This is a genomic window from Nocardia sp. NBC_01377 (assembly GCF_045040005.1).
Lineage (GTDB): Bacteria > Actinomycetota > Actinomycetes > Mycobacteriales > Mycobacteriaceae > Nocardia > Nocardia noduli.
Map to the genome: position 1 here is coordinate 3,460,164 of NZ_CP109566.1, position 23,937 is coordinate 3,484,100.

A 23,937-nucleotide genomic window follows, 5' to 3' on the forward strand; every position below is an offset into this window, starting at 1 on the left:
TTCCGATCATGCGAGAAACGGCCGGACGACTACTTCCGGGATTCGGGTTGATGACCGCCGCGCTGGCGCTGATCGTGAGCAGTTGCCCACGAACCGACGGGGCGATCGAGTACGTCGGGAGCGACCGGGTCATCGAGTACGTCGCCGTCGGCGATTCCCGGGCGGCGGCGCCGGACAAGGAGGTCGGCTCCGGATTCGACGGCTGTGGGCGCAGCGCGACCGGCTATCCCGCCCGGATCGCCGACATGATCAGCCCCGGCTCCTTCGTCGATGTGACCTGTTCGGGCGCGACGTCGGAGAATCTGCTCCTCACCGCGCAGGTCACGACGAGTTCCGACGGTAATCGGCACCGCAGGGCGCCGCAGATCTCCGCGTTGCGCCTCAGCACGACGTTGGTGACGATCAGCATCGGCGGCAACGATCTGAACTGGTGGAACCTGATCTCGTCGTGCTTCCCTGCGGAACAGGGCGTCGACGCTCGATGCCGATTCGACCCCGGCGTGCGCGCCCGCGTCGACCGCAAACTCGCCGAACTCGTCGGATGGATCGAAGCCGACCTCATCGCCGTCAGGGCGAAAGCGCCGAACGCCACGATCGTCGTGGTCGGGCACGGGGGCGTCTACGGGCGATACGGTTGCGGCCGCACTGCCACCTTCGGCGCGGACGATGCCGCCTGGGTCGCCGACTTCTTCGCCCGGATCGACGACGTGCTGCGCGGTCGCGCCCTGGCGCACAACGCCCGGTTCGTCGACGTGCGCAACGCCGCCGCCGGGCACGAGGCGTGCGCGCCACGGGAGAGCCGATGGTTCGAAGGGAACTACTCCACCGACACGACACCAGATCGGCACCCGACTCCCATCGGGAGCAGCGCTATCGCCGAACTGGTGCTGGACGAGATCAACCGGAGACCGTAGGCAGGACGCGACCAGCTCGCCAGTCGGGCGAGCTGGGCTCGGCGGACATCGGGGGTCTGGCCTTGGACGAGGATGAACAGGGCCGAGCGCGCGTGCAATTGGGCGGTGTCGTCGCCCGCGAGTCCGCGACCGGACCTGGCGATGAGCAGGGCGCGAGTGAGGGCGGACAGCGCTTCGCCACTGGCGACCTTGGTAGCGAGGCGTTCCTCGACGCGGTACGGACCGCCGCCGTTCACCCGGGCCTCGTCGGTCAATTCGTAGGCCGCGGCGCGGATCCGAGCGATGCGCGGCCGCCAGATCGCGGCGACTTCCACGGCTTCGGGATACCCTGTCGACTCGAGTTCGTCCAATACCGTCTCGGCCAGACCGAAGTGGTGGGAGCGGGCATCGCTCGCCACGCCGAAATCGGTCTCGCGCGCCGCGATGTAGTGGTCGGGAAAGCGCCGCACGTCGCTCACGCCCGCGCCGAGCAGAAGTTCTCCGCGCAGAATCCGGCGCGCGAGTGCGGAGAGCGGCGCACCCGTCGCAGTGGACTCGACCATCCGTTGCGACAGCGACGCGTGCTGGGCCCAGACCAGCCACGTGTTGAAGCAGGCGCCCGCGATGATCTCGTGCACGCGGCGATCGACAGCGCGATCCACGCCCGCGCCGCAGTATTCCGGTGGGGCCGCGTGATTGAGCAGACCCAGGGCTGCGAGTTCGTCGACGCGCTCCTCGGCGACGCCGTCGCGGTCGGTCGTCAACGCTCGCGGCCGTAGTCGCGTCTCGGCGTATTCGCGCACCTTCGCGACGAAGGGATGTCGGTCCGCGGCCGTCACCGCCGCGGCCGGACCGGTCGCTGTTTCCACCGCTGTCATTGCGCACCTTCCGTACTGCCACCGGGACACGAGCCCGTGCGCAGCGCGACGATCGTCCGAACAACGAAATTATCGGCCCGCGGTACCGCGGGAAGCCGTCGGCACCTGCGGCATACGTACCCTCGAAACAGGCTCCCACAAGCTCTTATTCGTCCCGGATCGACATAAATTCCGACCGATTCCAGCGCCGGGCGAGCGGCCGTCGCACACCATTGCCGGAGCGGAACTCCGCGTCACGCGACGACTCGGTTCGCCCTTCCGCGCAGGTGACGGATCGGGGTTCGCCAGGCCAGATCCGTCACCTCGATCCGGGTGCGACCGTCGCGCGTTGCGAGGCAGGGGCAGGATAGGGGGCATGCGGACAGAGTTCCACGACAACCTCGATCACCTCGCCGGACAGTTACAGGTGATGTGTCGACGCGACCGTGACGCTGTCGCCGTCGCGACCGACGCCCTCCTCGCGGCCGATGTCGGGCTGGCCGAGCAGGCGCTGGATCTGTGTGGCGATCTCGACGTGCTGCGCGACCGGATCGAGACGACGGCTGTGTCGCTGCTGGCGTTGCAGGCCCCGGTCGCGGGTGAATTGCGCCAGGTGGTCACCGCGATCCAGCTCGCCGGAAATCTGACCCGGATGGGTGTGCTGACCGGACATATCGCCGATATCGCCCGTCGCAGGCACCCGCTCACCGCCATCCCCGAGCCGGTACACCCGATCGTGGCGGGGATGGGCGCGGCCGCGGTCGCCATCGCCGACGGCGCCATCGAGGTGCTCGGCTCCGGTGATCCGCACGAAGCGGCCGCACTCGACGACCAGGACGACGTCATGGACGGCCTGCAACACGACCTGCTGACCGCCGTTCTCGCCCCCGAGTGGACCGAGGGGATCTCCGCGGCCGTCGACCTCACCCTCATCGGCCGCTACTACGAACGCTTCGCCGACAATGCCGTCGAGGTGGGGCGTCGCACCATTTTCATGGCGACCGGACACACCCACGAGACCTGGCTATCGGAGAAGGCCCACCGCCAGTGATCGGCCGACCTCCGACCGCGCGGGTCACCTCACAGGAAGCGGCGGATCGGCACCACGGCCGCTTCGCGCGCCCGCTGCATCAGTGAACGCCGCTTCCAGCGTCCTTCGCCGACGGGTTCGCTGACCGCTTTGTCGGCGTCGAAATCCGCGTCCAGTGTCGCGGTGAATTCCTCGTCGAGTACCGCCAGCATGATCTCCTCGTCGTGATCGAGGGAGCGCCGGTTGAAATTGGTCGAGCCGACGAGCGCGGCGATACCGTCGACGGTGATGATCTTGGCGTGCATCATGGTCGGCTGATATTGCAGGATGCGCACACCGCAGGCGAGCAGATCCTCGTAGAAGTTCTGACCGGCCAGCTGACAGACGCGTTTATCGGTATGCGGCCCCGGCAGCAGGATCTCGACCTCCACGCCCCGACGCGCGGCGGCACACAGCAATTCGACGAAGTAGGCGTCCGGCGAGAAATAGGCCGTCGCCAACCGGAAGCGCTGTTCGGCCGATTCGATCACGACCCGCAACAGCGTCTGCATATCCTGCCAGCCGAAACTCGCCGAACCGCGCACCACCTGGACGACGGCGCCACCCTCGCTCTCGTGACCGGCGAAGCGGTCGTTGTCGTCGAAAAGATCGTCGTGGCATTCAGCCCAGTTCTGCGCGAAAGCCGCGGCGACACCGTCGACGGCCGGGCCCTGGATCCGAACGTGGGTGTCGCGCCAGTGGTTTTCGTCCTGCGCGTTGCCGCTCCACTCCTCGGCGATGCCGACGCCGCCGGTGAACGCCACCCGCTCGTCCACGACGAGCACCTTGCGGTGGCAGCGGTGGTTCTGTTTGAGCGGAGACAGATACAGCGGTTTGCGGAACCAGGCGACCTGCACGCCGGCCTGATCCATATCCTCCAGGAGATCCTTCTCGATGAGTCTGCTGCCGAAACCGTCCAACAGCAGCCGCACCCGGATTCCCGCGCGAGCGCGATCGGCGAGCGCGTGCGCGAACTGCCGCGCGATATCGCCCTGCCAGTACACGAAGGTCATCATGTCGACGGTGTGCTCGGCCGAATGGATGGCGTCGAGCATCGCGGGAAAGATCTCGTCCCCGTTGCGCAGCGCGACCAGCGCGTTGCCCTCGGTCGCGGCGATACCGATGAGCCGTTCCAGCCGCCGCCGAAGACGCGCGGCGCGAGCCGAGGCGATGTCCGCTTCCGACACCGACGCCACCGAATTCGATACTTCCGCAATGCTGGTCATGTTCTCTCCTCCGCCGGTGCGCTCGTTCCGATCCGGCGGGCCCGATCGTGCACGGGCCGCATGAGCGCACCGACTGTCACCACTGATCCGGACCGGCCCGGGAGAACATTCCCCGCGTACCACCCCTCAAACGAGCGATACGCGCCACACGCGGTGCGTGTGGCGCGGTTTGCGATGCGGGTGTGACCTATTCCGGCCAGGTACCGGTCAGCGACCGATATCCGGCCGCACCGGCCCGGTCCATGGCGGCTTTGACCAGGCCGAAAATGGCGCCCTGCACGGCGGCCGCGATCAGGACCTCACGCCATCCGGGGTCCTTCGCGGTGGCGGTGGGGGCGTGATCCGCGCCGGTCGCCGAGCGCCACACCCGTTCGAGTCCGGTCAGCCGGATCTCGTCGCGTACGAGTCAGGTGATCTGAGCACTCGCGTCCTCGACCAGCTCGGTGACCGATCGGGACTGCGCGGACGGCACATTTTCGGTGTCCGTCATCGTGATGCGTCCTTCGTTCCGATGCCTGGACAGCGGAGGTGTTCGGCGTCGCCACACCTGCGCGTCACCTCTCGATCGAGAGGGCGATACCCCGACCGGACCCGGCAAACGCAGTGATCAGCTCCGTCCGACCGGATGGCCGGACGGAGCCGAGGCGGCAGTCGCGCACGCCCCCGAGCAGGTATGGGCCGTGTCGACTCCACCGGAGAGTGGGCGTTGTCGGCAGTACTCCCACTCACCAGAGACCTACCCCGTTGAGGGAGCAACTAATCGGCTATTTCCGATTCGATCCGTCTGATCAGCGATTATTCTTCTCTGACACCGCTGGAGACCGCAAGAATATCGGTCCGGCGATCATCGATGAGACGGAAGGCGGTTCTTCTCAGATCGGGAAACCCAGCGCCATCGCGAGGCCGACGGCGATCCCGAAGGCGACGACGACCGGCCCGAAGACGGAGGTGGTTATCAGCCCGACGCCGATACTCGACAACGCGATGATCGAGCCGAGGAGCCAGCCCACACCCGTGGCGAGACGCGAGGGGCCGGTGGGGTTGGTGGGTTTCACAGCCATGTGGTTCGTATCCCCCGCGCACACGGATCCAAACACGGCCCGATCGCCCGGTGCGAGTGGTCGAGATCTCATCCGACCGCCCCGTTTGACCCACGGGGATCGGGGTAGCCGGGGATCCAGCCCGAACCGCACGGTGGAAACGAGGAACGCCCTGATGACTGCCTCCACGAACGACACCGAACACCCCCGGACCTCCCGGTCCGCCGGTGACAGCTACGACAATATCGAGCCCTGGTTCGATGAACTGGCGGCACTCGACCCCGCCGACCCCGAGCACGCGCGGACCCGCGCCCACATCATCGACCTGTGCCTCCCGCTGGCCGCGAACATCGCCCGCAAATTCAACAACCGCGGCGAAGCGCTCGACGACCTGCTCCAGATCGCACGCGTCGGACTCGTCCTCGCCGTCGACCGCTACGACACCGCGCACGGCGCGTCGTTCCTGTCCTTCGCCATCCCGACCATCATGGGCGAAGTCCGTCGCTACTTCCGCGACCACACCTGGGCCGTCCGCGTCCCCCGTGCGACCAAGGAGCTCCAGCAGCAACTCGGCCCGGTCACCGACACCCTCACCCAACGCCTCGGCCGCGGCCCCACCGCCCGCGAGATCGCCGCCGAACTCGACGTCGAGGTCACCGAGGTCACCCGGGCGCTGATCGCCCGCAACGCCTACCGCGCCAACTCGCTCGACAACACCGGCGGCCAGGACGACGACGTCCCCGCCGCCAACGTCCTGGACACCCTCGGCGCGCACGAGCCTTCCTACCGGCTCATCGAGGACCGCATGGCGGTACGCCCGCTGCTCGCCGCACTTCCCGAACACGAGCGCCAGATCCTCGCGTGGCGATTCTTCGACCAACTCACCCAGGCCCAGATCGCCGAGCGCGTCGGCGTCTCCCAGATGCAGGTCTCACGCATCCTCAACCGCGTCCTGAGCGGGCTGCGCGAACAAGCCCTCGCCGAATCACCGACGGCGCGTAGGGCGGCGACAGCGTGAGGTACGGCACCCCTACCACGGTTTCGCGCTGGAAGCCCCGGGTATGACGCAGACAGCTTGATCAACTTCGACCCGCAGGGATGTGCCATGACGATCGCCGTTCCTCCGACACGAATGCGATTCGCCCAGCGGGGCGAACTGTCCGGCGCCGTCATCGATGTGCTCGGCCGGTCACCGGGTTCCCCGCCGCCGAGGCTCGGTTCGGTCGACCCCTTCGGCGACGACCTGCACCTGGCGCTGCACACCTGTTACGAACTGCACTACCAGGGATTTCCCGATGTCGATCCCGGGTGGGAATGGGATCCCGGTCTGCTGACCCTGCGCGCGGAGATGGAACGGGTATTCCTCGACGCCCTGCGCGAGGCCGTCCCCGGCGGCGACGATCTGGACACCGAAATCGAACGTTTGCTGGTCGTCCCGGACGAGCCTTCCGGAACCAGCGCCTACCTGCTCGGTGAAGGTCACTGGTGGCAGGTCCGCGAATATTTCGTCCACCGGTCGATCTACCACCACAAAGAGGCCGATCCGTACGCGTGGATGATCCCGCGATTGCGCGGACAGGCCAAGGCCTCGCTGGTCGCGGTGGAATTCGACGAGTTCGGTGGCGGGCGCGGCGAGCGCGTCCACGCACAGCTGTACGCCGATCTGCTGGCGGGCGCCGGCCTGAACCCCGACTACCTGCACTACCTCGATGTGGTCGGCGCGCCGATGCTCGCGCTGGTCGACATGATGTCGCTGTTCGGCCTGCATCGCCGCCATCGCGGCGCCCTCGTCGGACATCTGGCCGCCGTCGAGATCACCTCACCGCCGGGAGCTCAGCGCATGGTGGACACCCTGCGTCGGTTCGACGCCGACCCGGCGTGTATCGGGTTCTACACCGAGCACGTCGAAGCGGACGCCGTCCACGAACAGGTAATGCGCCACGGCGTCATCGCCGACCTGCTGACGCAGGAACCGGCGCAACGGGCCGCGATGGCATTCGGCATCCAGGTGACGAATCTGCTCGAGGATCGGTTTGCCAAATATATGCTGGAGGCCTGGCGAGCCGGTCGCAGCTCGCTGCGTGAAGGGGCGGCCGATGCATAACCCGCTGCGAATCCCGCACCGCGCCTTGCTTCGTCCGCCGGGGGTCTACGCACCACAAGCCGATACCTGGCTGCTCGCCCGCGCCCTGGTCGAAGCCGGAATCCCGCGCGGCGCGCACGCTCTCGACGTCTTCACCGGCACCGGCGCACTGGCCATCGCCGCCGCCCGCATCGGCGCGGCCACGGTCACCGCGGTCGACATCTCGCGCCGCGCCACCGCGGCGGCCTGGCTGAACCTGCGCCTGCGCGGCGTCGCCGCCGAAATCCACTGCGGGGATTTCGCCTCGGTATTCGGACACCACCACTACGATCTCGTCGTCGCGAACCCGCCGTATGTCCCCGCGCCCAACGACACCGCCGTCGGCCGGGCCCGCGCCTGGGACGCGGGCGCGGACGGACGCGCGATCCTGGACCGACTGTGCGCTCTCGTCCCCTCCGCGCTCGCCCCGCGCGGCACCGCGCTGATCGTGCAATCGGCCCTGTCCGATCCCGGCCGCACCCTCGACACGCTGCGCGAACACGGGTTGAAGGCCGCGGTCGTCGCCCGCGCGACCGTTCCGTTCGGACCGGTACTGCGGGCCCGCGCGGCCTGGTTGACCGAAACCGAACGCATCGACCCGGCCGACGACACCGAGGATCTGGTGGTGATCCGCGGTGACCGCATCCGGCGTTGAGCCCCCGCGAATGACCTTCACCCACGACGGCCCCGCCCTCGTAGAAGGCCCGATCGACCTGTTCACCGCCGACGGCCGAACCATCCACTGCGACCGATTCATGGTCGCGATCTGTCTGTGCCGCCGGTCGAAGAACTATCCGCTCTGCGACACGAGCCACCGTCACCGTGAGCGCCACTTCGAATGAGGCGGCTGCCGCGCGACCGGGCGCGGATGGCGCTGCCGGGGTTGGACTTCGGAGTTTCGGGTTTCGCGGTGACGTGGTCGTTTCCGTGGTGGCAGGGGTATCGGCGTGGTGATGGGATTACCGGATTCGGTGACAGCGGTGCTGTTCGACCTCGACGGGGGTGCTGACAAGTACGGCCGTACTACATCGGCGCGCGTGGAAGCAGATATTCGACAGCTACCTGGCCGACCACGCCGGCCCGGACGAACGGCCGTTCGACGAGCGCGACTATCTGGAGTACGTGAACGGTCGCCCCCGCCAGGAGGGTGTGCGCGCCTTCCTGCGATCGCGCGACATCACCCTGCCGGACGGCGATCCCGGCGACCCGGCCGACGCGCTGACCGTGTACGGGTTGGGAAACCGCAAGAACGCGGTATTGCTCTCGATCATCGAGAACGAAGGGGTGCGGGCGTATCCGGGATCGGTCGCCTGCGTCCGCGCGGTGCGCGACCACGGGCTGCGCGTCGGTGTGGTGACATCCTCGGCGAACGCCGAAGCGGCCGAACTGCTGGTCGAGACGGCGCGGATGTGGTCGAGCCTGGGCCACCACGACAGCAACGCGACATTCCGGATCGACGGCGTGACAGGTCCCGACGAGTATTCCGCGCTGGCCGACAACAACATCTACACCAATGTGATGGCCAGACAGAACATGCGCGAAGCCGCCGAAACCTGCTCGCGTCGAACCGATCTCGCCGAACGTCTCGGCGTCGGCGCGGACGAGATCGCTCGCTGGCGCGAGTGCGCCGAGGAAATGGCGATGCCCTACAACGAGGAATTGCGGGTCCACGACCAGTCCGAGGGCTTCACCCGGCACGCGCGGTGGGATTTCGAGGCCACACCCGCCGACCACTATCCGCTGCTGCTGCACTACCCGTACTTCGACCTCTACCGCAGGCAGGTCGTCAAACAGGCCGATCTCACGCTGGCCATGTACCTGTGCCCCGACGAATTCACCGACGAGCTTCGCGGGCTCGAACATGAATGTGATGATCAACGACATCAGCGCCGATCTGGACACCACGGTGCAGGGCGTCCAGGTGGCGATCACGATCTTCCTACTGGTGATGGCCGCGCTGATGATCCCGGGCGGCAAACTCACCGACCGGTACGGTCGCAGGCGTTGCTTCCAGACGGGTCTGCTGATCTACGGTATCGGCGCCCTGTTGAGCGCGGCGGCGCCCGGACTCGGCATCCTGATCCTCGGCAATTCCATTCTCGAGGGTGTCGGGACCGCGCTGCTCATCCCACCGGTCTACATCCTGACAACTCTGCTCTTCACCGAAACAGCCTCCCGAGCACGAGCATTCGGCGTCATCATGGCCATGGGCGGTATCGGCGCGGCGGCGGGACCGCTGATCGGCGGACTCATCACGACGGCGCTGAGCTGGCGGGCGGCCTTCCTGTTCCAGGCGCTCGTCGTCCTGTGCATCGCGGTGCTCGGCCGCCGCGTCGACGACCCGCTGCTACCGGACCCGTCCCGCCCCTTCGACATCATGGGCGCCGTACTGTCGGCGGTGGGGCTGACCCTCGTCGTGCTGGGTATTCAGCTCGCCGACAACGACATTCGACTCATGGTCGCCACGATCGCGTTCGGCGCTGTGGTGCTGGCGTGTTTCGTGGGGCATATCCGCGCGCGGGAGCGGGCCGGTCGCGAACCGCTCATCGCCACGAGGATGTTCACCGACCGGGTCGCGAACCTGGGCCTGGTCACCCAACTGGCCCAATGGCTACTGCTGATGGGCACATCGTTCGTGGTGGCCGCCTACCTCCAGGTCGTGCGCGGGTACAACGCCGTCGAAACCGGGGTGATCTTCACCGCCGCGACGTTGGGACTGCTCACGACTTCGCTGGCCGCCGCACGTCTGGCACGTCGACATCCCCAGCGCACCCTGATCCGCACGGGATTCCTCGTCGGCATTCTCGGCGTCGCGATACTGCTCGCGCTGGCCGACCGCTCGCTGTCCCCGTGGGCATTCGCACCGGGACTACTGCTGATCGGACTCGGACTCGGCCTGATGCTCACCCCGTCGGTCACCGTGGTGCAGTCCAGCTTCGGCGAGGACGAGCAGGTCGAGATCTCCGGCCTGTCGCGCAGCGCGTCGAATCTGGGCTCATCGCTTGGCACCGCCGTGGCGGGCACCATCCTCATCGCGAATCTCACCGGTCACGCCTACGCCGACGCGATGGTCACACTGGCCGGTGTCGGGCTCGCCGGTTTTCTCGCCGCGACGTTTCTCCCGCACCGCGTCATCGCCGACCACACCTCCGGTTCGGAAGCCGACCGGCCCCGGCCACAGTTATGAATTCGAAACGGTATGTCGGCCCCCGGCATCCCCGACCGCGCATAGGCTCGAGCCGAACACCGACCGGTCCTTTTTTACCGGGCAATTTTCCGGTAAACTTCGATCACTTCGACAGACCACTGGAAAACAGCATCCGATACCCCGGTTGCCGAACCATTGCATGCGATTTCCGCTGGCGCGTCCGGGGTGAATACGATCCGTGACGATCGCTTCCGCGATCACGGGCGAACCGGATAAGATTGCGAACCCTCATGGAGAAATGGCAACGAGACCGTCCACTCGAATTGTCTCGAAACGCCGCGACCCACGGCGTAATACAGATGGTCGGCGCCATTGATTCCAGTGACCCCTTTATCGGAATCGGCGAGGAGTCGAAAATGACCGACCATACTTCCGGTGTAGACGATGCCGTTCCCGAGGCAGAACCCTTCCAGCAGCAGAGCGTCGCGGCGGGCATATCCATCACGGCCGCGTTCATGCTGCTGATCCTGGGGGCGGTTTCCATCCTGGAAGGCATCTCCGCACTCGTCGATGACGAGTTCTACGTCGCCGGTATCGACTACGTCTACCGGTTCGACACCACGACGTGGGGCTGGATCCATCTGGTGCTCGGCGTGGTGGCACTGATCTGCGCGCTCGGATTGATGTTCGGAAGGACGTGGGGCCGATACGCCTCGCTGGGCATCGCGGCATTGGTGATCCTCGCGAATTTCCTGTCCCTGCCCTACTACCCGGCATGGTCCATGGTGATCATCGCACTGAGCGTGGTGGTCATCTGGGCGGTCACGACATGGCAGCCCGAACGCTGAATCCTCGTCCGAGGGCAAGGAGGTGGCCGTGGCGTCCACGGTGTCGGTAGATCCACGCGATCCGTTGCACGGCAACGTTGTCCGTCCGTTCACGATCGGCGTCGAGGAGGAATTCGTCCTGGTCGACCCCGCCACCGGCCTGCCCTCGCTCACCAATGCCGCGGTGGCGGCCTGCGCCTGCGGCGTCGAACTGCAATTGGAGCTCTCCCGGTGCCAGGTCGAAACCTGCACACCGGTGTGCGCGAACATTCCGGAGGTGCACCGAGAACTCCGGCGGGCGCGGCTCTCGGCCGTGGCGGCCGCGGCGCGCGCGGGGTCCCGGCCACTGGCGATAGGGGTTCCGATCTGGGGGCCGCCGGGCGGCTCCATGACCGACACACCGAGATACCAGCGCATGGCCGAGCGCTTCGGCTCCCTCGCCGAACAGGTGATCTGCGGTTGCCACGTCCACGTATGCGTTCCCGACCGCGACCTGGCGGTCCAGGTCAGCAACCATCTGCGCCCCTGGCTGCCCGTCCTGCTGGCACTGACCGCGAATTCACCCATCGCCGAGGGCGCCGATACCGGCTATGCCAGCCGGCGTCACCTGCTGTGGGCGCGATGGCCGAGCGCCGGGCCCCCACCGCATTTCCGGTCGGCCGCCCACTACGACGACCTCGTCGCGAAACTGGTCGAGGACGGCCGAATCCTGGACTCCGCGATGGTCTACTGGGACGTGCGACTGTCCGCGCACCTGCCCACGATCGAGATCAGGATCAGCGACGTCCCCGCCACGGTGGGGGAAACCACCTTGCTGGCGAGCCTGGTCCGGGCACTGGTCGTCACCTCGGTGGCCGCCGTCGAGGGCGGTCGACCCGCACCGGTCATCGACCAGGACCGCCTACGGTCGGCCTGCCGCAAAGCCGCCCGCGACGGTCTGCCCGGTCCGCAATTCCACACGGCCACACGGCATCCGGTGCCGGGTTCCGGATCGATCGCCGAACTGTTCGCCCATATTCGCCCGGCACTAGAGGAATCCGGCGATCACGAATTCACCCACGACGCCTTGGCGGCGGTACTCACGCGCGGCAACGGCGCTGTTCGACAGCGCAGCGCCCTGTATTCGGGTGGACCGTCGAATGTCTTCGACGTCGTCTCACGGCTGACCACCGAAGGATGCGAAACCACCGAAGACCGTCAGATGACGTGACGCCGTGATGACACGGCGGTCGAATTCCGCGTGGACACCCGCATTTCGCATCCGATTCGTGCCTTGACGAATATTCCGCGACGGGCCGACGATAGATCTATGGCCGGCGATAACGAATTGCTTCAGGTCGAGCAAGTCGTCGAACGTCTCATCACTCGGTACCCGTCGTTCCCACCAGCGGATATCGAACTCATCGTGCGCACCGTTCACAAACGTTTCGTCGATGTCCGGATCCACGATTTCGTACCACTTCTCGTCGAGAAGGCGGCTCGGCAAGCCATCAGCGATCGCCTGGCCGAACCGATCGGAGATTCCCGCGACGGCGCCGACACCTTGATAGCGAACTGAGAGGACCGTTGTGGGAAAGAAGTCCCATCACCGAGCGGACACGGGAGAACTGTTCGCACCCGGGACGCGACAGCGCGACGCACCGATGAAGAACAAGGACTACCGTCGCCTGCTGCGACCGCTGCACGGCGAACTGGTCGCGCTCCAGGAATGGGTGAAAGCCTCCGGCGCGAGGATCTGCGTCGTATTCGAAGGTCGTGACACCGCGGGGAAAGGCGGGGTCATCAAGGCGATCACCGCGCGGGTCAGTCCACGCGTCTTCCGGGTCGTCGCGCTGCCCGCGCCGACGGAACGGGAGAAATCCCAGATGTACGTGCAGCGCTATCTGCCCTATCTCCCCGCGGCCGGGGAGGTCGTCATCTTCGACCGCAGCTGGTACAACCGGGCGGGTGTCGAACGGGTGATGGGATTCTGCACCGACGAGCAGGCGCAGCACTTCCTCCAGCTGATTCCCGCGGTCGAGCGCGCGATCGTCGACTCGGGGGTCATCCTGGTCAAGTACTGGCTCGAGGTCAGCCAGGAGCAGCAGACCCTGCGCCTACAGAGCCGCATCGACGACCCCCGCAAGATCTGGAAGCTGTCGGAACTGGATCTCGAGTCCTACAGCCGCTGGTACGACTATGCCCGAGCGCGGGACGAGATGTTCCGTCTCACCGATACCGGCTGGGCGCCGTGGTACGTCGCGACCAACGACGACAAGAAGCGGGGACGACTCGACATCATCAGCCATTTCCTGAGCCGAGTCCCCTACGAGCCACTGGATCGTCCCGACGTCGTCCTGCCGGACCGGCAGAGCGCCCACGGTTACCGGGCTTCCCTGCAACCGCTGCACTGGATTCCGACGCCGTACTGAGTTTCCGCGCGAGGGAAAGGACGAGCGTCATGGCCGCCACGCATGCCGTACCCGGGAATCGAGCCACGGTGCACACCTCTACCCGCGAACCGACGAATTGGCATGCGCGCGACGTCGAATCCGTCGTGTCGGCGCTGTCCTCCGACGCGCAGGCGGGACTCACCGCGGACAGGGCGGCCGAACTCCGACTGCGGTACGGAGCCAACAAGATCGCTTCCGAGCCCACGCCGTCGCTGTGGTCCATCGCCCTGCGGCAGGTGAAGGACCTGATGAATCTGATGCTGATCGTGGTCGCGATCGTCAGCGTCGTCATCGGCGAGGTCCCGACGGCGATCGTGGTCGCGGTACTCGTCGTCCTCAATGTCGTCCTGGGCACGCGACAGGAGCGCAAGGCACGAGCCAGCGTCGACGCGCTCGCCAGGATGCAATCACCGCAGGCGCGGGTGATCCGCGATGGAGACCTGACGCAACTCGACGCCGTGCAACTCGTGCCGGGCGATATCGTGAGGCTCGAATCCGGCGATATCGTGCCCGCCGATGGCAGGCTGATCACCTCGGCCACCCTGGAAACCCAGGAGGCGGCACTCACCGGTGAGAGCGCGCCCGTCGCCAAGGATCCCGGCACGCTCGACGCGGCCGACGCCGCGCTGGGCGACCGCGCCGACATGGTCTACCAGAACACCTCGGTCACCCGCGGCACCGCGACGATCGTGGTCACCGAGACCGGGATGAACACCGAGATGGGCCGGATCGCGTCGATGCTGTCGGCGGTCGCACCCGCCGCGTCGCCGCTGCAACGCGAACTGGACGCGCTGACAAAGGTGCTCGGGGTCATCGCGTGGACGGCGGTCGCCGTCATCGTGGTGATCGGAGCACTGCGCGGCGACGATATGACCACGCTGTTGCTGCTCGGCATCTCGATGGGCGTCTCGGCGATTCCGACGGGTCTTCCGACCTTCGTCCAGGCGATGCTGGCCTACGGCGCACGCCAACTCGCCGACGCGAAAGCCGTGGTGAAGAACCTCACCGATGTCGAGACCCTCGGCGCGACCAGCGTGATCAACTCGGACAAGACCGGCACGTTGACCATGAACCAGATGACCGTGCGATCGCTGTACTTCCACTGCCGGTGGTACACCGTCGACGGCGAGGGTTACCGCAAGTCCGGGAAGATCACCCGGGTCGCGGGTTCGGATATCCCGGATTTCACGCTGCTCGCCTACGGACTGTGCCTCGACAGCGACGCCACCGTCTCCGATACCGGCGAGATCGTCGGTGACCCCACCGAAGCCGCGCTGGTGGTACTGGCGGCCAAGATCGGCGTCGACGCCCCGCTGACCCGCCAGACCTATCCCCGGATCGCCGCGGTCCCCTTCGACTCCGCCTACAAATTCATGGCGACGTTCCACCGACTGCGGGTCGACGGCGACATGCGATTCGTCGAACTGGTCAAGGGCGCGCCTGATATGGTGCTGGCGCGATGCGCGACCGCGTTTCTTCCGGGGCGAAGGGCGGTCCCGATCGACGAGGTGCGCGAGGAGGTAACCGCGGCCATGCGGACCATGTCGGAGAAGGGACTTCGCGTGCTCGCCTTCGCCGCCCGGCGGCTCGACGGTCGGGAAGAGGCCGCCAAGACCGACCCCATGTCCCTGGTCGACGACCTCACCTTCGTCGGCATGGTCGGCATCATCGACCCGCTGCGACCCGAGGCGATCGACTCGGTGCGCACCGCGCGCGAAGCGGGCATCGACGTGCGCATGATCACCGGCGACCACGCGATCACCGCGTCGGCGATCGGCGCCGAACTCGGGTTGGGTCCCGGGGCGATCAGCGGCGCCGAACTACAGGCGATGACCGACGAGGAGTTGTCGGCCGCACTGCCGAATCTGCATGTGTTCGGACGGGTGACACCGCAGGACAAGCTGCGCTTGGCCGATGTCATGCAACGCGGCGGCGCGGTGGTGGCGATGACCGGTGACGCCGTCAACGACGCCGCAGCGCTGAAGAAGGCCGATATCGGAGTCGCGATGGGTTCGGGCAGCGAAGTCACCAAACAGGCGGGCAAGATGGTGCTCACCGACGACAACTTCGGCACCCTGATCACCGCGATCCGCCTGGGCCGCAATATCTACGAGAAGATCGTCTCCTATATCCGCTACCAGATGTCGAAACTGTTCTCGCTGGTTCTGCTGTTCCTCGCGGCGAGTGTCTTCGATATCAACGACGGCGTCGCGCTCACCCCGCTGATGGTGCTGTTCCAGCATTTCTTCATCACGCTGTTCCCGGTGGCCGTCATCATGATGGATCCGCCGCCGCCGAATCTCATGAGCAAACCGCCGCGCGATCCGTCCGTGCCGATCGCCAATCGGCGCGCGTTCACACAGTGGCTGGCCTACGGGATCCTGCAATTCGCCGTCACCCTCGCCGCGATGCTCCTCGCTCCCGGCGACATGAGCACCACCGAGTCCTCCGTGCCGATCACGACGGCGTTCGTCGTGCTGTCGCTCGGTTCGATCCTCAGCGGTCTGGCGATGCGACGCGATCCCGAATCCGGTTTCGCCGCACCGATTCTCGGCGCGCTGAAAATTCTGTCGATCCCGGTCGTTGTCACCGTGTTCGCGGTCGAACTCGGCTTCCTCCAGGACCTGCTGATGACGACATCGCTGACGGGCGGCCAATGGCTCGCATGCCTGGGCTGGTCGCTTCTCATCCCGATCGCCATCGAATCCGAGAAGGCGCTGCGACGCCGACGCGTACTGCGCACCGAGCCACCCGCTCTCCTGTCCACCCCGATCGCGGTCACCCCGCAGCGCGCACGAGCGCACTGAGATCCGCCGTGTCGTGGAAGGACAGTATGGGCGGATTACCCGGGATCGTGACGGCCCGGGGATATCGGCGGGAGTGGTTGCGAACCGACGTGACCGCGGGACTCGTCCTCACCGCGCTGTTGATCCCCGCGGGCATGGGCTACGCCGAAGCGGCCGGGTTGCCCGCCTACGCCGGGCTCTACGCGACCATCGTGCCGCTGCTGGCCTACGCGGTGGTCGGGCCGTCGAGAATTCTCGTGCTCGGCCCGGATTCCTCACTGGCCCCGCTCATCGCGGCCGCGGTGCTACCACTGGCCGCGGTGGACGATCCCGACAGCGCACTCGCGCTGGCCGGGGTACTCGCCGTCCTCGTCGGCCTCATTCTGCTGGTCGGCGGATTCCTGCGCCTGGGATTCGTCACCGAACTGCTCTCCAAACCCATCCGGCTCGGTTATCTGAACGCGATCGCGCTGATCGTCGTCGTCGGCCAACTTCCCAAACTGCTCGGCCTCTCCGTCGACGCGTCGGGTCTGCTCGCCGAGATCGGCGAGATCGGCCGAGCCGTCATCGACGGCGGCATCGACCCGATCGCGGCCACCGTCGGCGTTGGCGCACTCGCGATCATCGTGGCCTTTCGGCTGTGGCTGCCCGTGGTGCCCGGTGTACTCGTCGCGGTCGCGTGCGCCATCGCGGTCGCCGCGGGCGCGGGACTCACCGACGATATCGGGATGGTCGGAGCCCTGCCGGAAGGTCTGCCACTGCCATCGATCGGCGGCGTCGACTGGTCCGACGTGGGACATCTGCTCGGACCCGCGGTGGGCATCGCGCTGATCGCCTTCGCCGACAGCGGCGTGCTGTCGCGCACGTTCGCCTCCAGGCACGGCGAGGACGTCGACGGCAGCACCGAGATGAAGGCGATCGGAGTCGCCAATGTGGCGGGCGGCCTCTTCGGCGGGTTCCCGGTCTCGGCGAGCGGATCACGAACGCCGGTCGCCGAACAGAGCGGCGCCCATACGCAATTGGCGGGTGTCGTCGGCGCGCTCGCGGTCCTGCTTTTCGTTCTGCTGGCCCCGGGACTGACCGCCTACCTGCCGGACGCGGCGCTCGCCGCGGTCGTGATCGTCGCGGCGACCGCCTTGATCGACGTGCGCGGCATGGTCCGCATGTGGCGCATGAGCGGTGTCGAATTCGCGCTCGCGGTCGCGGCGTTCCTCGGGGTGGCGCTGGCGGGTGTGCTGCAAGGGATTCTCGTCGCGATCGGGCTGTCGTTCGTCGCGGTCGTCGCGCGGGCCTGGCAGCCCTACCGCACCGAACTCGTCCGGACACCGGACCGTCCCGGCTTCCACGACATCGAACGCCATCCCGGCGGGCACCGCATTCCCGGCTTGGTGCTGATCCGGTTCGACGCGCCGCTGTTCTTCGCCAACGGTCAGATCTTCGACGAATACGTGCGCTCGGTCGTCGCGAAGGCTCCGTCCCCTGTCGAATGGGTGATCATCGCCGCCGAGCCGATCACGGGTCTGGACACCACGGCCGTCGACGAACTCGTCGATCTCGACAACTACCTGGAGGGCAGGGGGATTCGACTGGCGTTCGCCGAGATGAAAGGACCCATCAAGGACAAACTGATCCGTTTCGGCGTCAGCGACCGATTCGACGGGACGCAGTTCTTCCCCACCGTCGAGGCCGCCGTCGACGCATTCCACCGTCGAACCGACCGCGCGGCCGAGCATTGACCACGCCCACCGGAAGCGAGGAACACCATGGGCCACCAATACCGCGACCGCCGACCGATTCGGGTCACCGGCCCGGGGGCGGATGATCGGAGGGCGGAACGGTGAACGACGACACCGACAGCCGGACCCGGTGTTGGTCGGCCCGCGCCGCGTTCGTGTTCGCCGCCGTGGCCGCCGCGGCGCCGGTGCTCTTCGCCGGGCTGCTCGGCACGATCGGGCTGCTCGTCACGGGCGTCGGAGGCGTCGTGGTCACCATGGCGGCGCTGTACTGGTTCCTGACCAGGCACGGGGTTCTGCGGTGGATCTCGCTCGGTATCGCGGTCCTCGCGCCGATCGTGGTCTTCGTGCTGTTCGTGCGCGCGCACCTGCTGTGGGTGGTCGTGCTCGCGTGCGCGGCGGCACTGGTCGCCGTCGTCTGCGCGCGCGCCGCGCTTCGCGCCGGGAGTCCGCCGGCGGCCGCCGCCACCGAATACCCTGCCCCCGCACCGCGACAACCCTTCCTGATCATGAATCCGCGTTCCGGCGGCGGGAAGGTCGCGAAATTCGATCTCGCTCGCAGGGCCGAAGAACTCGGCGCGGAGGTCGTGCTGCTGGAGGGGGTCGTCGACGTGGTCGCACTGGCGCGCCACGCCGTCGCCCGTGGCGCGGATCTGCTCGGGGTCGCGGGCGGTGACGGCACCCAGGCCCTGGTCGCAGGCGTCGCGGCCGAACATCACCTGCCGTTCCTGGTGATCAGTGCGGGCACGCGCAATCATTTCGCGATGGACCTCGGTCTGGATCGCGCCGACCCCGCGGCGGGCCTCGACGCGCTGCGCGACGGCGTGGAGATGCGGGTGGACCTCGGCAGAATCAACGGGCTGCCCTTCGTCAACAACGCCTCGTTCGGCGTGTACGCCGAAATCGTGCGCAGCCCCGCCTACCGCGACGACAAGACGGCAACGGTGCTTCGACTGCTCCCCGATCTGCTCGCCGGGCACACCGGCACCCGGCTCGTCGCCCGCATCGGTGACACGACGGTCGACGGTCCGCAGGCGATCCTGGTCAGCAACAACCCCTACGGCAACAGCGATCTCGCCGGACTCAGTCGCCGTGACCGGCTCGATCGGGGCGCGCTCGGCGCGGTGACCCTTTCGGTCGCCAATACCCGCGACGCCGTCGGCCTGATCCGGCGCACCCGGGGTCGTGGGCTGACGCAGCGGACCGCGGTCGAAGTCGTCGTCGACGCCGACACCGCGCAGATCCCGGTCGGCGTCGACGGCGAATCACTGATGCTCGACACCCCGGTGCGCTGTGTCATCGAACCCGACGCGCTGCGGGTCCGGGTTCCGCGCGCCAGGCCGGGAACGCGCACCTCGGCGCCCGCCGTCGACTGGAACCGCCTGCGAGACTTGGCGACTCGCCGCGAAACCCGATCACGTCCCGAATCCGATACGCACGCCCACTGATTCGCGCCGTCGACGCTCAGACCGGCGAGATCGGCTGGAACTCGCGGAGCTCGTCCGCACCGTCGCGGACAAGGGCCGCACACGATTCCGGCACCTCGTTCCACGCGCCGGGCAGGTCGCGCAACGGTTCGGACACCACGAAGCGGGTCTCGTCGCCGAGGCGGTACAGCACTTCCACCTCCGGATGCAGAGCCCGGAGTTTGTCGATCTCGGTGGAGAAGAACAGCGACCTCGACCGCCGCTCGCTCGAGTAGCGGAAGATCCACATGGATTCGCCGTCCGTGGTCGCGACGGTCATCTGCACCGGATACTCCACCTGGTGGGCGCGACCCACGTCCTCGACGAAACCGACCGCGCGCGCGACCGCGCCGATCGGATCCTCGGTGAGACCGAAGGTCAGCGCGAGATAGAACAGGGTCTCGGAATCGGTCGACCCCTCGAGGTCGGGAAACAATCCCGGATCGATCGCGGTCACCAGGTCGCGCCGGACATCGTGGAACCCGCGCAGCGCGCCGTTGTGCATCCACAGCCAGCGACCGCGCCGGAAGGGATGGCAGTTGCTGCGCTGCACCGCGGACCCCGTCGAGGCGCGCACGTGCGCGAAGAACAACGGCGTTCGGATCTGACCGGCGAGCTCACGCAGGTTCCGGTCGTTCCACGCGGGCTCGGTGCCTTTGAACAGCGCCGGTTCGGCGCCCTCGCCGTACCAGCCGATGCCGAAGCCGTCACCGTTGGTCGTCGTGGCCCCCATGGTCGAATGCAGACTCTGGTCGATCAACGAGTGCTTGGGTTTGAACAGCAAATCCTCGGCGAGGATCGGCTCTCCTGAATACGCCATCCACCTGCACATGAATTCATTGGAACAGACTTCGGCACGCGACGGTCAGGAACCGGCCAGCAAATATTTCACGTGCGGCGATTTCTCCGGATTTTCAGTCGCTCGAATCCTCGATACCGAACACGCGAATCCAGTTGTCGTCGTCGGCGATGATCGCCTCGGCGAGGGCTTCGGCCATGTCATCGGCGTCGAGCGGTGCGAACAGGGGGAATTCGTTCGGGTCCTCCAGGGGATTGGTCATGACTCCAGTGTCCGGAGATTCGGCCCCGACGGTGACCGGTCTCCGGCATCGACCGGTGTGTGCGTGCCCTACGGCGTGGCGGCACCTCCTCGCTCCGGTCGGCGAACCGACCCGCTTCCGCCCGACGAACGGATCGACACCCTCGGTAGTACCGTTGTGTGCGTGAGATCTACCGGGCGTGTCAACAGGGGCCCCGCCGCCGCGGCGGAGAACCGGGCCGCCATCCTGACCGCGGCCCGCGCGGTATTCAGCCGCAACGGCCCCGCCGCACCCATGTCGCTGATCTCGACGACCGCGAACGTCAGCCCCGGCGTGCTCTACCGCCATTTCCCCAACCGGGACAGCCTCACGCGCGCGGTATTCGAGGAAGACATCCGAGCGCTGGAGAAGGTCGCCTACCGGAAGGACAGCAGCCTTCGGGAACTCCTCGCCACGTTCCTGGACCAACTCGTCGAATGCACCGCTTTCGTCGCGACCCTGCGTCCCGACGACAGCGACCCGGCGCACGCGAGTTTCGCACTCACGGTGAGCGAGCTACTCACCGATAAACTCGCCGCCGACACCAGCGGCGCATTCCGGCCCGGCACCACCGCCCGGCAGCTGATGCTCGCCATCGGTCTGGTCGCCGCCCTGCTCACCAAGACCCCCGAGCCGATGCGCCGCGCGGTCGCCGACGAGGCGTGGCAACTGCTCATGGACGGACTCCGCGATCCCCTCGACAATCCCTGACATCCCCGACTCGCACTCGACTCGCTGGAGGTTGTCGCACCGCTACGCCAAGGTGTCCATGGTGTGCAGGGCGTCGGCGACCTGATGGAAGGAGTGGGCGGCGCGGTTGAGGGCACCGCAGATCTCGAGTAGGGCGGACTCGGTGTAGGCCCTGGCCGGGCGGTGCAACAGGAATTCCTCGCCGATGCGAAGACCGTCCTCGGCGCGGTATCGCATCGTCGCGCAGTGCAATTCGCGATGTCGGCCGCGAAGTGCCGCGATGTACACGGCCGTGAGTTGTGCGCAGCCCAACAGGATCGTGATCAAATCGACCAGTTCGTCGGGAACGGCGATGAGATCGTGCATCCGGGCGATGTCGGCGACCACCCCGAGGTGATCGATGACGAGGTCGAGCATGTAGGACAGCCGCGACAATTCCGAATGGCGACTCGTGTCGGCCTGGTCGGCGTCGAGCAGATCCTGAATCCGACGCGCGATCACGGCGCTGTCGGTTTCCAGAATGCGCAGGCGGCGTTGGATATTCCCCGGATCGACCGGCGGGTCGCTGAATTCCGTGAGTATCGACGCGCTGTCGACGATCACCGCCGCGGCGCCGGCGAAAAGCGTCTGTACCTGCAGGAGGGTGGACTGCCCCGATGATCCCATGGAGTCTCCTGGCTCCGCTCGAGTGCGGTGAGTCGCGGACATGACGTGTCAGCACCGCGTCGTTGCGGCAAATACCTACCGTGCGTGGGGAGATCGTCCGGATGCTCTCGCGTAACTCGGTTCGCGAACCGACGTCTCCCGGCGGCGCACAATCCGGACTGCAATGTCCGGATGCGCGAGACTCTACCAAGTTTCGGCGGCACGTCGGGACCTACGATCCGGATACCGACCCGCACCGACGAATAGTCTTGCACCACAGAGCTTATGCGGTCCGGGCCCGAATTGCGCGACTCGCAGGCGAACAACTCGTGTCGCGCAGGCCGGACACGGCACGCGGAGGACCGTCGATATGGTGAGATATCCCCATGGCTGCCATCACGGGTAACGCGCCGTATGCCCGTGCCGACGGGTACTCGACAGTGCACAGTATCGAACTGTCGGGACATCGACCGGAAGTACCCGATCGGTGCGGTGTGCGCTACGGGGCAGAACTGACACTCGCCGTCGAGTTCACTCCCGCCACGAACGCGAGAGAACTCAGGGCCGAGGTGACGTTGACCGACACCCTCGGACACACCGCGCCCGTGCCCCACGGCGTGCCGCCGGATCCCGCCGCGGCCGGAGTGAACTGCCCGATGGCGGCGGGCGAGCGCTACACCTACCGGGGCCTCGTGAGAACCCTGCCCGCCAACTATCCGCGCCTGATGAGTTCGATCCGCATGTTCCGGGAACCCCTGCACCAGGACCTCACGTGGACCTTGACCGACGACAGCGGTGCGATCGCGGTGCGCGTCCAGGTTCCGATGACCTTCGAGCCCTGACGGCCGACGCCGCGGAGGCCGCGGTGACTCTGGTCGGTGCGCTCGCGGCTCACCGACCCAGCGGAGCCCGTGTGACGAAGAAGAACTCATCGGCGTTACCGGCGAGATAGCGGTCGAGAACATCGTCGGGCGGGTCCAGTGCCAGCACTTCCGGGACCACCCGGCGCATCGGCAGTACGGGCCAGTCCGATCCGAAGATCACCTTGTGCGCGCCCCGGGTCCGCATGTAGTGCAGCAGGCTCTCCGGTAGCCGTTTCGGGGACCACGCCGACGTCATCAGCCGCAGGTTGTCGTATTTCAGCAACAACCGAATCGCGGTGTCCCACCAGGGATCTGCGCCGTGGACCATGCACAGCCGCAATTCGGGGAACCGCACGCACACGCGATCCAGATGGATGGGGTCCTGCGCCTCACCGGGAACGGGCGGCCCGGGCAGACCGGTGTTCATACACAGCGGTAGGTCGAGCTCCGCGCATGTGTAGTAGAGCGGAAAGTAGATGCCGTCGGTCGGCCGATACCGCCCGTCACCCCAGAATCCGGGACCGGTACACGCGTAGGCGACGGGCAGATCGTCGATCATCGCCGAGAATTCGCGCAGTGCCGCTACCGGGCGGTCCGGATCGAATCCGCCGACTGCCATCGCGAACCGGTCCGGCCTAGCGTCGATGAATTTCAACACGGTGGGTGAAGGCTGTTGCAGCGAATACATGAGTATCGCCTTTTCGACGCCCTGCCTGTCCATCTCCGCCAGCATCTCGGACAGATCCACCCGGGAGTACATCGATGTCGGGCCGCGGAAGTAATCGTCGCGGACCTTCACCATCCAGTCCGGCTGCTCGCTTTCACCGAAATGCACATTGGCAAGGCAATCGACAACTCGTCGCATCGACGCTCCGTTCTCGGTGACGCGAGCGCACGCCCCCGGGAAACCCGCCGAGGCATTTCCTCGTGTTTCGTACATTAGCACCGGAAGTTCAGACCGACAACACTATAGTTGCCATTACCGTTGCGACGACAGGAACTTTGAGCCCCGCGTGACCGACCGACCACGACGGCCCGCGCGCCGTTGCGATCCCGGACCC

At 66.9% G+C, this 23,937-nt stretch carries 24 protein-coding genes and 1 pseudogene; 17 read left to right on the plus strand and 8 right to left on the minus strand.

Annotated features, from left to right (window positions below):
* Positions 1-8 precede the first annotated feature (8 nt).
* On the plus strand, positions 9-914 hold the full coding sequence (locus OG225_RS16010) for an SGNH/GDSL hydrolase family protein (RefSeq protein WP_405182375.1): 906 nt from the start codon (positions 9-11) through the stop codon (positions 912-914).
* On the opposite strand, the gene OG225_RS16015 is transcribed toward OG225_RS16010, so the two are convergent.
* Positions 818-1,771 (minus strand): acyl-CoA dehydrogenase family protein, encoded by a 954-nt coding sequence (locus OG225_RS16015; protein WP_405182376.1) that lies wholly within the window; start codon positions 1,769-1,771, stop codon positions 818-820. The two genes, OG225_RS16010 and OG225_RS16015, sit on opposite strands and share 97 nt — an antisense overlap.
* 355 nt (positions 1,772-2,126) lie before the next feature.
* Here OG225_RS16015 and OG225_RS16020 point away from each other — a divergent pair, with 355 nt between their 5' ends.
* A complete protein-coding gene (locus tag OG225_RS16020; RefSeq protein WP_405182377.1) occupies positions 2,127-2,801 on the plus strand; it encodes a phosphate signaling complex PhoU family protein in 675 nt (224 codons plus the stop codon).
* Between the two features lie 29 nt (positions 2,802-2,830).
* On the opposite strand, the gene OG225_RS16025 is transcribed toward OG225_RS16020, so the two are convergent.
* The 3 genes from OG225_RS16025 to OG225_RS16035 all read right to left on the minus strand — a co-directional run bounded on the left by OG225_RS16025 (position 2,831) and on the right by OG225_RS16035 (position 5,106).
* Entirely contained in the window at positions 2,831-4,045 is a 1,215-nt protein-coding gene (locus OG225_RS16025; RefSeq protein ID WP_405182378.1) for a phospholipase D-like domain-containing protein, read from the minus strand.
* A gap of 187 nt (positions 4,046-4,232) precedes the next feature.
* Positions 4,233-4,412 carry a DUF4235 domain-containing protein gene (locus tag OG225_RS16030; protein ID WP_405182379.1) on the minus strand — a complete coding sequence of 60 codons (180 nt, stop codon included), beginning with the start codon at positions 4,410-4,412 and terminating at the stop codon, positions 4,233-4,235.
* Between the two features lie 505 nt (positions 4,413-4,917).
* Entirely contained in the window at positions 4,918-5,106 is a 189-nt protein-coding gene (locus OG225_RS16035; RefSeq protein WP_405182380.1) for a hypothetical protein, read from the minus strand.
* Positions 5,107-5,260: 154 nt separating this feature from the next.
* Between OG225_RS16035 and OG225_RS16040 the strand changes: the two genes are divergently transcribed.
* From OG225_RS16040 to OG225_RS16100, 13 genes and pseudogenes are all read left to right on the plus strand, one after another.
* On the plus strand, positions 5,261-6,103 hold the full coding sequence (locus tag OG225_RS16040) for an RNA polymerase sigma factor SigF (RefSeq protein WP_405182381.1): 843 nt from the start codon (positions 5,261-5,263) through the stop codon (positions 6,101-6,103).
* Positions 6,104-6,190: 87 nt separating this feature from the next.
* Positions 6,191-7,189 (plus strand): iron-containing redox enzyme family protein, encoded by a 999-nt coding sequence (locus OG225_RS16045; protein ID WP_405182382.1) that lies wholly within the window; start codon positions 6,191-6,193, stop codon positions 7,187-7,189.
* The gene (locus tag OG225_RS16050) at positions 7,182-7,862 is read left to right on the plus strand and encodes a HemK2/MTQ2 family protein methyltransferase (protein ID WP_405182383.1); all 681 of its coding nucleotides are present in this window, start codon (positions 7,182-7,184) and stop codon (positions 7,860-7,862) included. The genes OG225_RS16045 and OG225_RS16050 overlap by 8 nt, the downstream gene beginning before the upstream one ends.
* 10 nt (positions 7,863-7,872) lie before the next feature.
* Positions 7,873-8,049: a CDGSH iron-sulfur domain-containing protein gene (locus OG225_RS16055; protein WP_405182384.1), complete on the plus strand. Its 177-nt coding sequence runs from the start codon at positions 7,873-7,875 to the stop codon at positions 8,047-8,049.
* Between the two features lie 541 nt (positions 8,050-8,590).
* Positions 8,591-9,052: pseudogene (locus OG225_RS16060) on the plus strand (family 65 glycosyl hydrolase); the annotation flags it as partial.
* 25 nt (positions 9,053-9,077) lie between these two features.
* Complete coding sequence (locus OG225_RS16065; RefSeq protein ID WP_405182385.1) at positions 9,078-10,394, plus strand: MFS transporter; 1,317 nt, start codon at positions 9,078-9,080, stop codon at positions 10,392-10,394.
* Positions 10,395-10,771: 377 nt separating this feature from the next.
* A complete protein-coding gene (locus OG225_RS16070) occupies positions 10,772-11,203 on the plus strand; it encodes an acetyltransferase (RefSeq protein ID WP_405182386.1) in 432 nt (143 codons plus the stop codon).
* Between the two features lie 28 nt (positions 11,204-11,231).
* Complete coding sequence (locus tag OG225_RS16075; protein WP_405182387.1) at positions 11,232-12,392, plus strand: glutamate--cysteine ligase; 1,161 nt, start codon at positions 11,232-11,234, stop codon at positions 12,390-12,392.
* 99 nt (positions 12,393-12,491) lie between these two features.
* A complete protein-coding gene (locus OG225_RS16080; RefSeq protein WP_405182388.1) occupies positions 12,492-12,740 on the plus strand; it encodes a three-helix bundle dimerization domain-containing protein in 249 nt (82 codons plus the stop codon).
* A gap of 10 nt (positions 12,741-12,750) precedes the next feature.
* Positions 12,751-13,593, plus strand: coding sequence for a polyphosphate kinase 2 (ppk2, locus tag OG225_RS16085; RefSeq protein WP_405182389.1), 843 nt, complete (start codon positions 12,751-12,753; stop codon positions 13,591-13,593).
* 29 nt (positions 13,594-13,622) lie between these two features.
* Complete coding sequence (locus OG225_RS16090; protein ID WP_405182390.1) at positions 13,623-16,421, plus strand: cation-translocating P-type ATPase; 2,799 nt, start codon at positions 13,623-13,625, stop codon at positions 16,419-16,421.
* A gap of 26 nt (positions 16,422-16,447) precedes the next feature.
* A complete protein-coding gene (locus OG225_RS16095; RefSeq protein WP_405182391.1) occupies positions 16,448-18,136 on the plus strand; it encodes a SulP family inorganic anion transporter in 1,689 nt (562 codons plus the stop codon).
* 101 nt (positions 18,137-18,237) lie between these two features.
* Positions 18,238-19,581, plus strand: a complete 1,344-nt coding sequence (locus OG225_RS16100; RefSeq protein ID WP_405182392.1) for a diacylglycerol/lipid kinase family protein — start codon at positions 18,238-18,240, stop codon at positions 19,579-19,581.
* A gap of 16 nt (positions 19,582-19,597) precedes the next feature.
* Here the strand turns inward: OG225_RS16100 and OG225_RS16105 are convergent, their stop codons facing one another.
* Together OG225_RS16105 and OG225_RS16110 are read right to left on the minus strand one after the other, a co-directional pair.
* Positions 19,598-20,419: a class II glutamine amidotransferase gene (locus tag OG225_RS16105; protein ID WP_405182393.1), complete on the minus strand. Its 822-nt coding sequence runs from the start codon at positions 20,417-20,419 to the stop codon at positions 19,598-19,600.
* 94 nt (positions 20,420-20,513) lie between these two features.
* A complete protein-coding gene (locus OG225_RS16110) occupies positions 20,514-20,660 on the minus strand; it encodes a hypothetical protein (protein ID WP_405182394.1) in 147 nt (48 codons plus the stop codon).
* Between the two features lie 162 nt (positions 20,661-20,822).
* Here OG225_RS16110 and OG225_RS16115 point away from each other — a divergent pair, with 162 nt between their 5' ends.
* Entirely contained in the window at positions 20,823-21,389 is a 567-nt protein-coding gene (locus OG225_RS16115; protein WP_405182395.1) for a TetR/AcrR family transcriptional regulator, read from the plus strand.
* A 42-nt stretch (positions 21,390-21,431) separates the two neighbouring features.
* On the opposite strand, the gene OG225_RS16120 is transcribed toward OG225_RS16115, so the two are convergent.
* The gene (locus tag OG225_RS16120) at positions 21,432-22,034 is read right to left on the minus strand and encodes a hypothetical protein (RefSeq protein ID WP_405182396.1); all 603 of its coding nucleotides are present in this window, start codon (positions 22,032-22,034) and stop codon (positions 21,432-21,434) included.
* Between the two features lie 365 nt (positions 22,035-22,399).
* On the opposite strand from OG225_RS16120, the gene OG225_RS16125 reads away from it, so the two are divergent.
* Positions 22,400-22,855 (plus strand): ML domain-containing protein, encoded by a 456-nt coding sequence (locus OG225_RS16125; protein ID WP_405182397.1) that lies wholly within the window; start codon positions 22,400-22,402, stop codon positions 22,853-22,855.
* A gap of 49 nt (positions 22,856-22,904) precedes the next feature.
* Here OG225_RS16125 and OG225_RS16130 read toward each other — a convergent pair whose 3' ends face one another.
* Positions 22,905-23,741 (minus strand): amidohydrolase family protein, encoded by an 837-nt coding sequence (locus OG225_RS16130; protein WP_405182398.1) that lies wholly within the window; start codon positions 23,739-23,741, stop codon positions 22,905-22,907.
* Positions 23,742-23,937 lie beyond the last annotated feature (196 nt).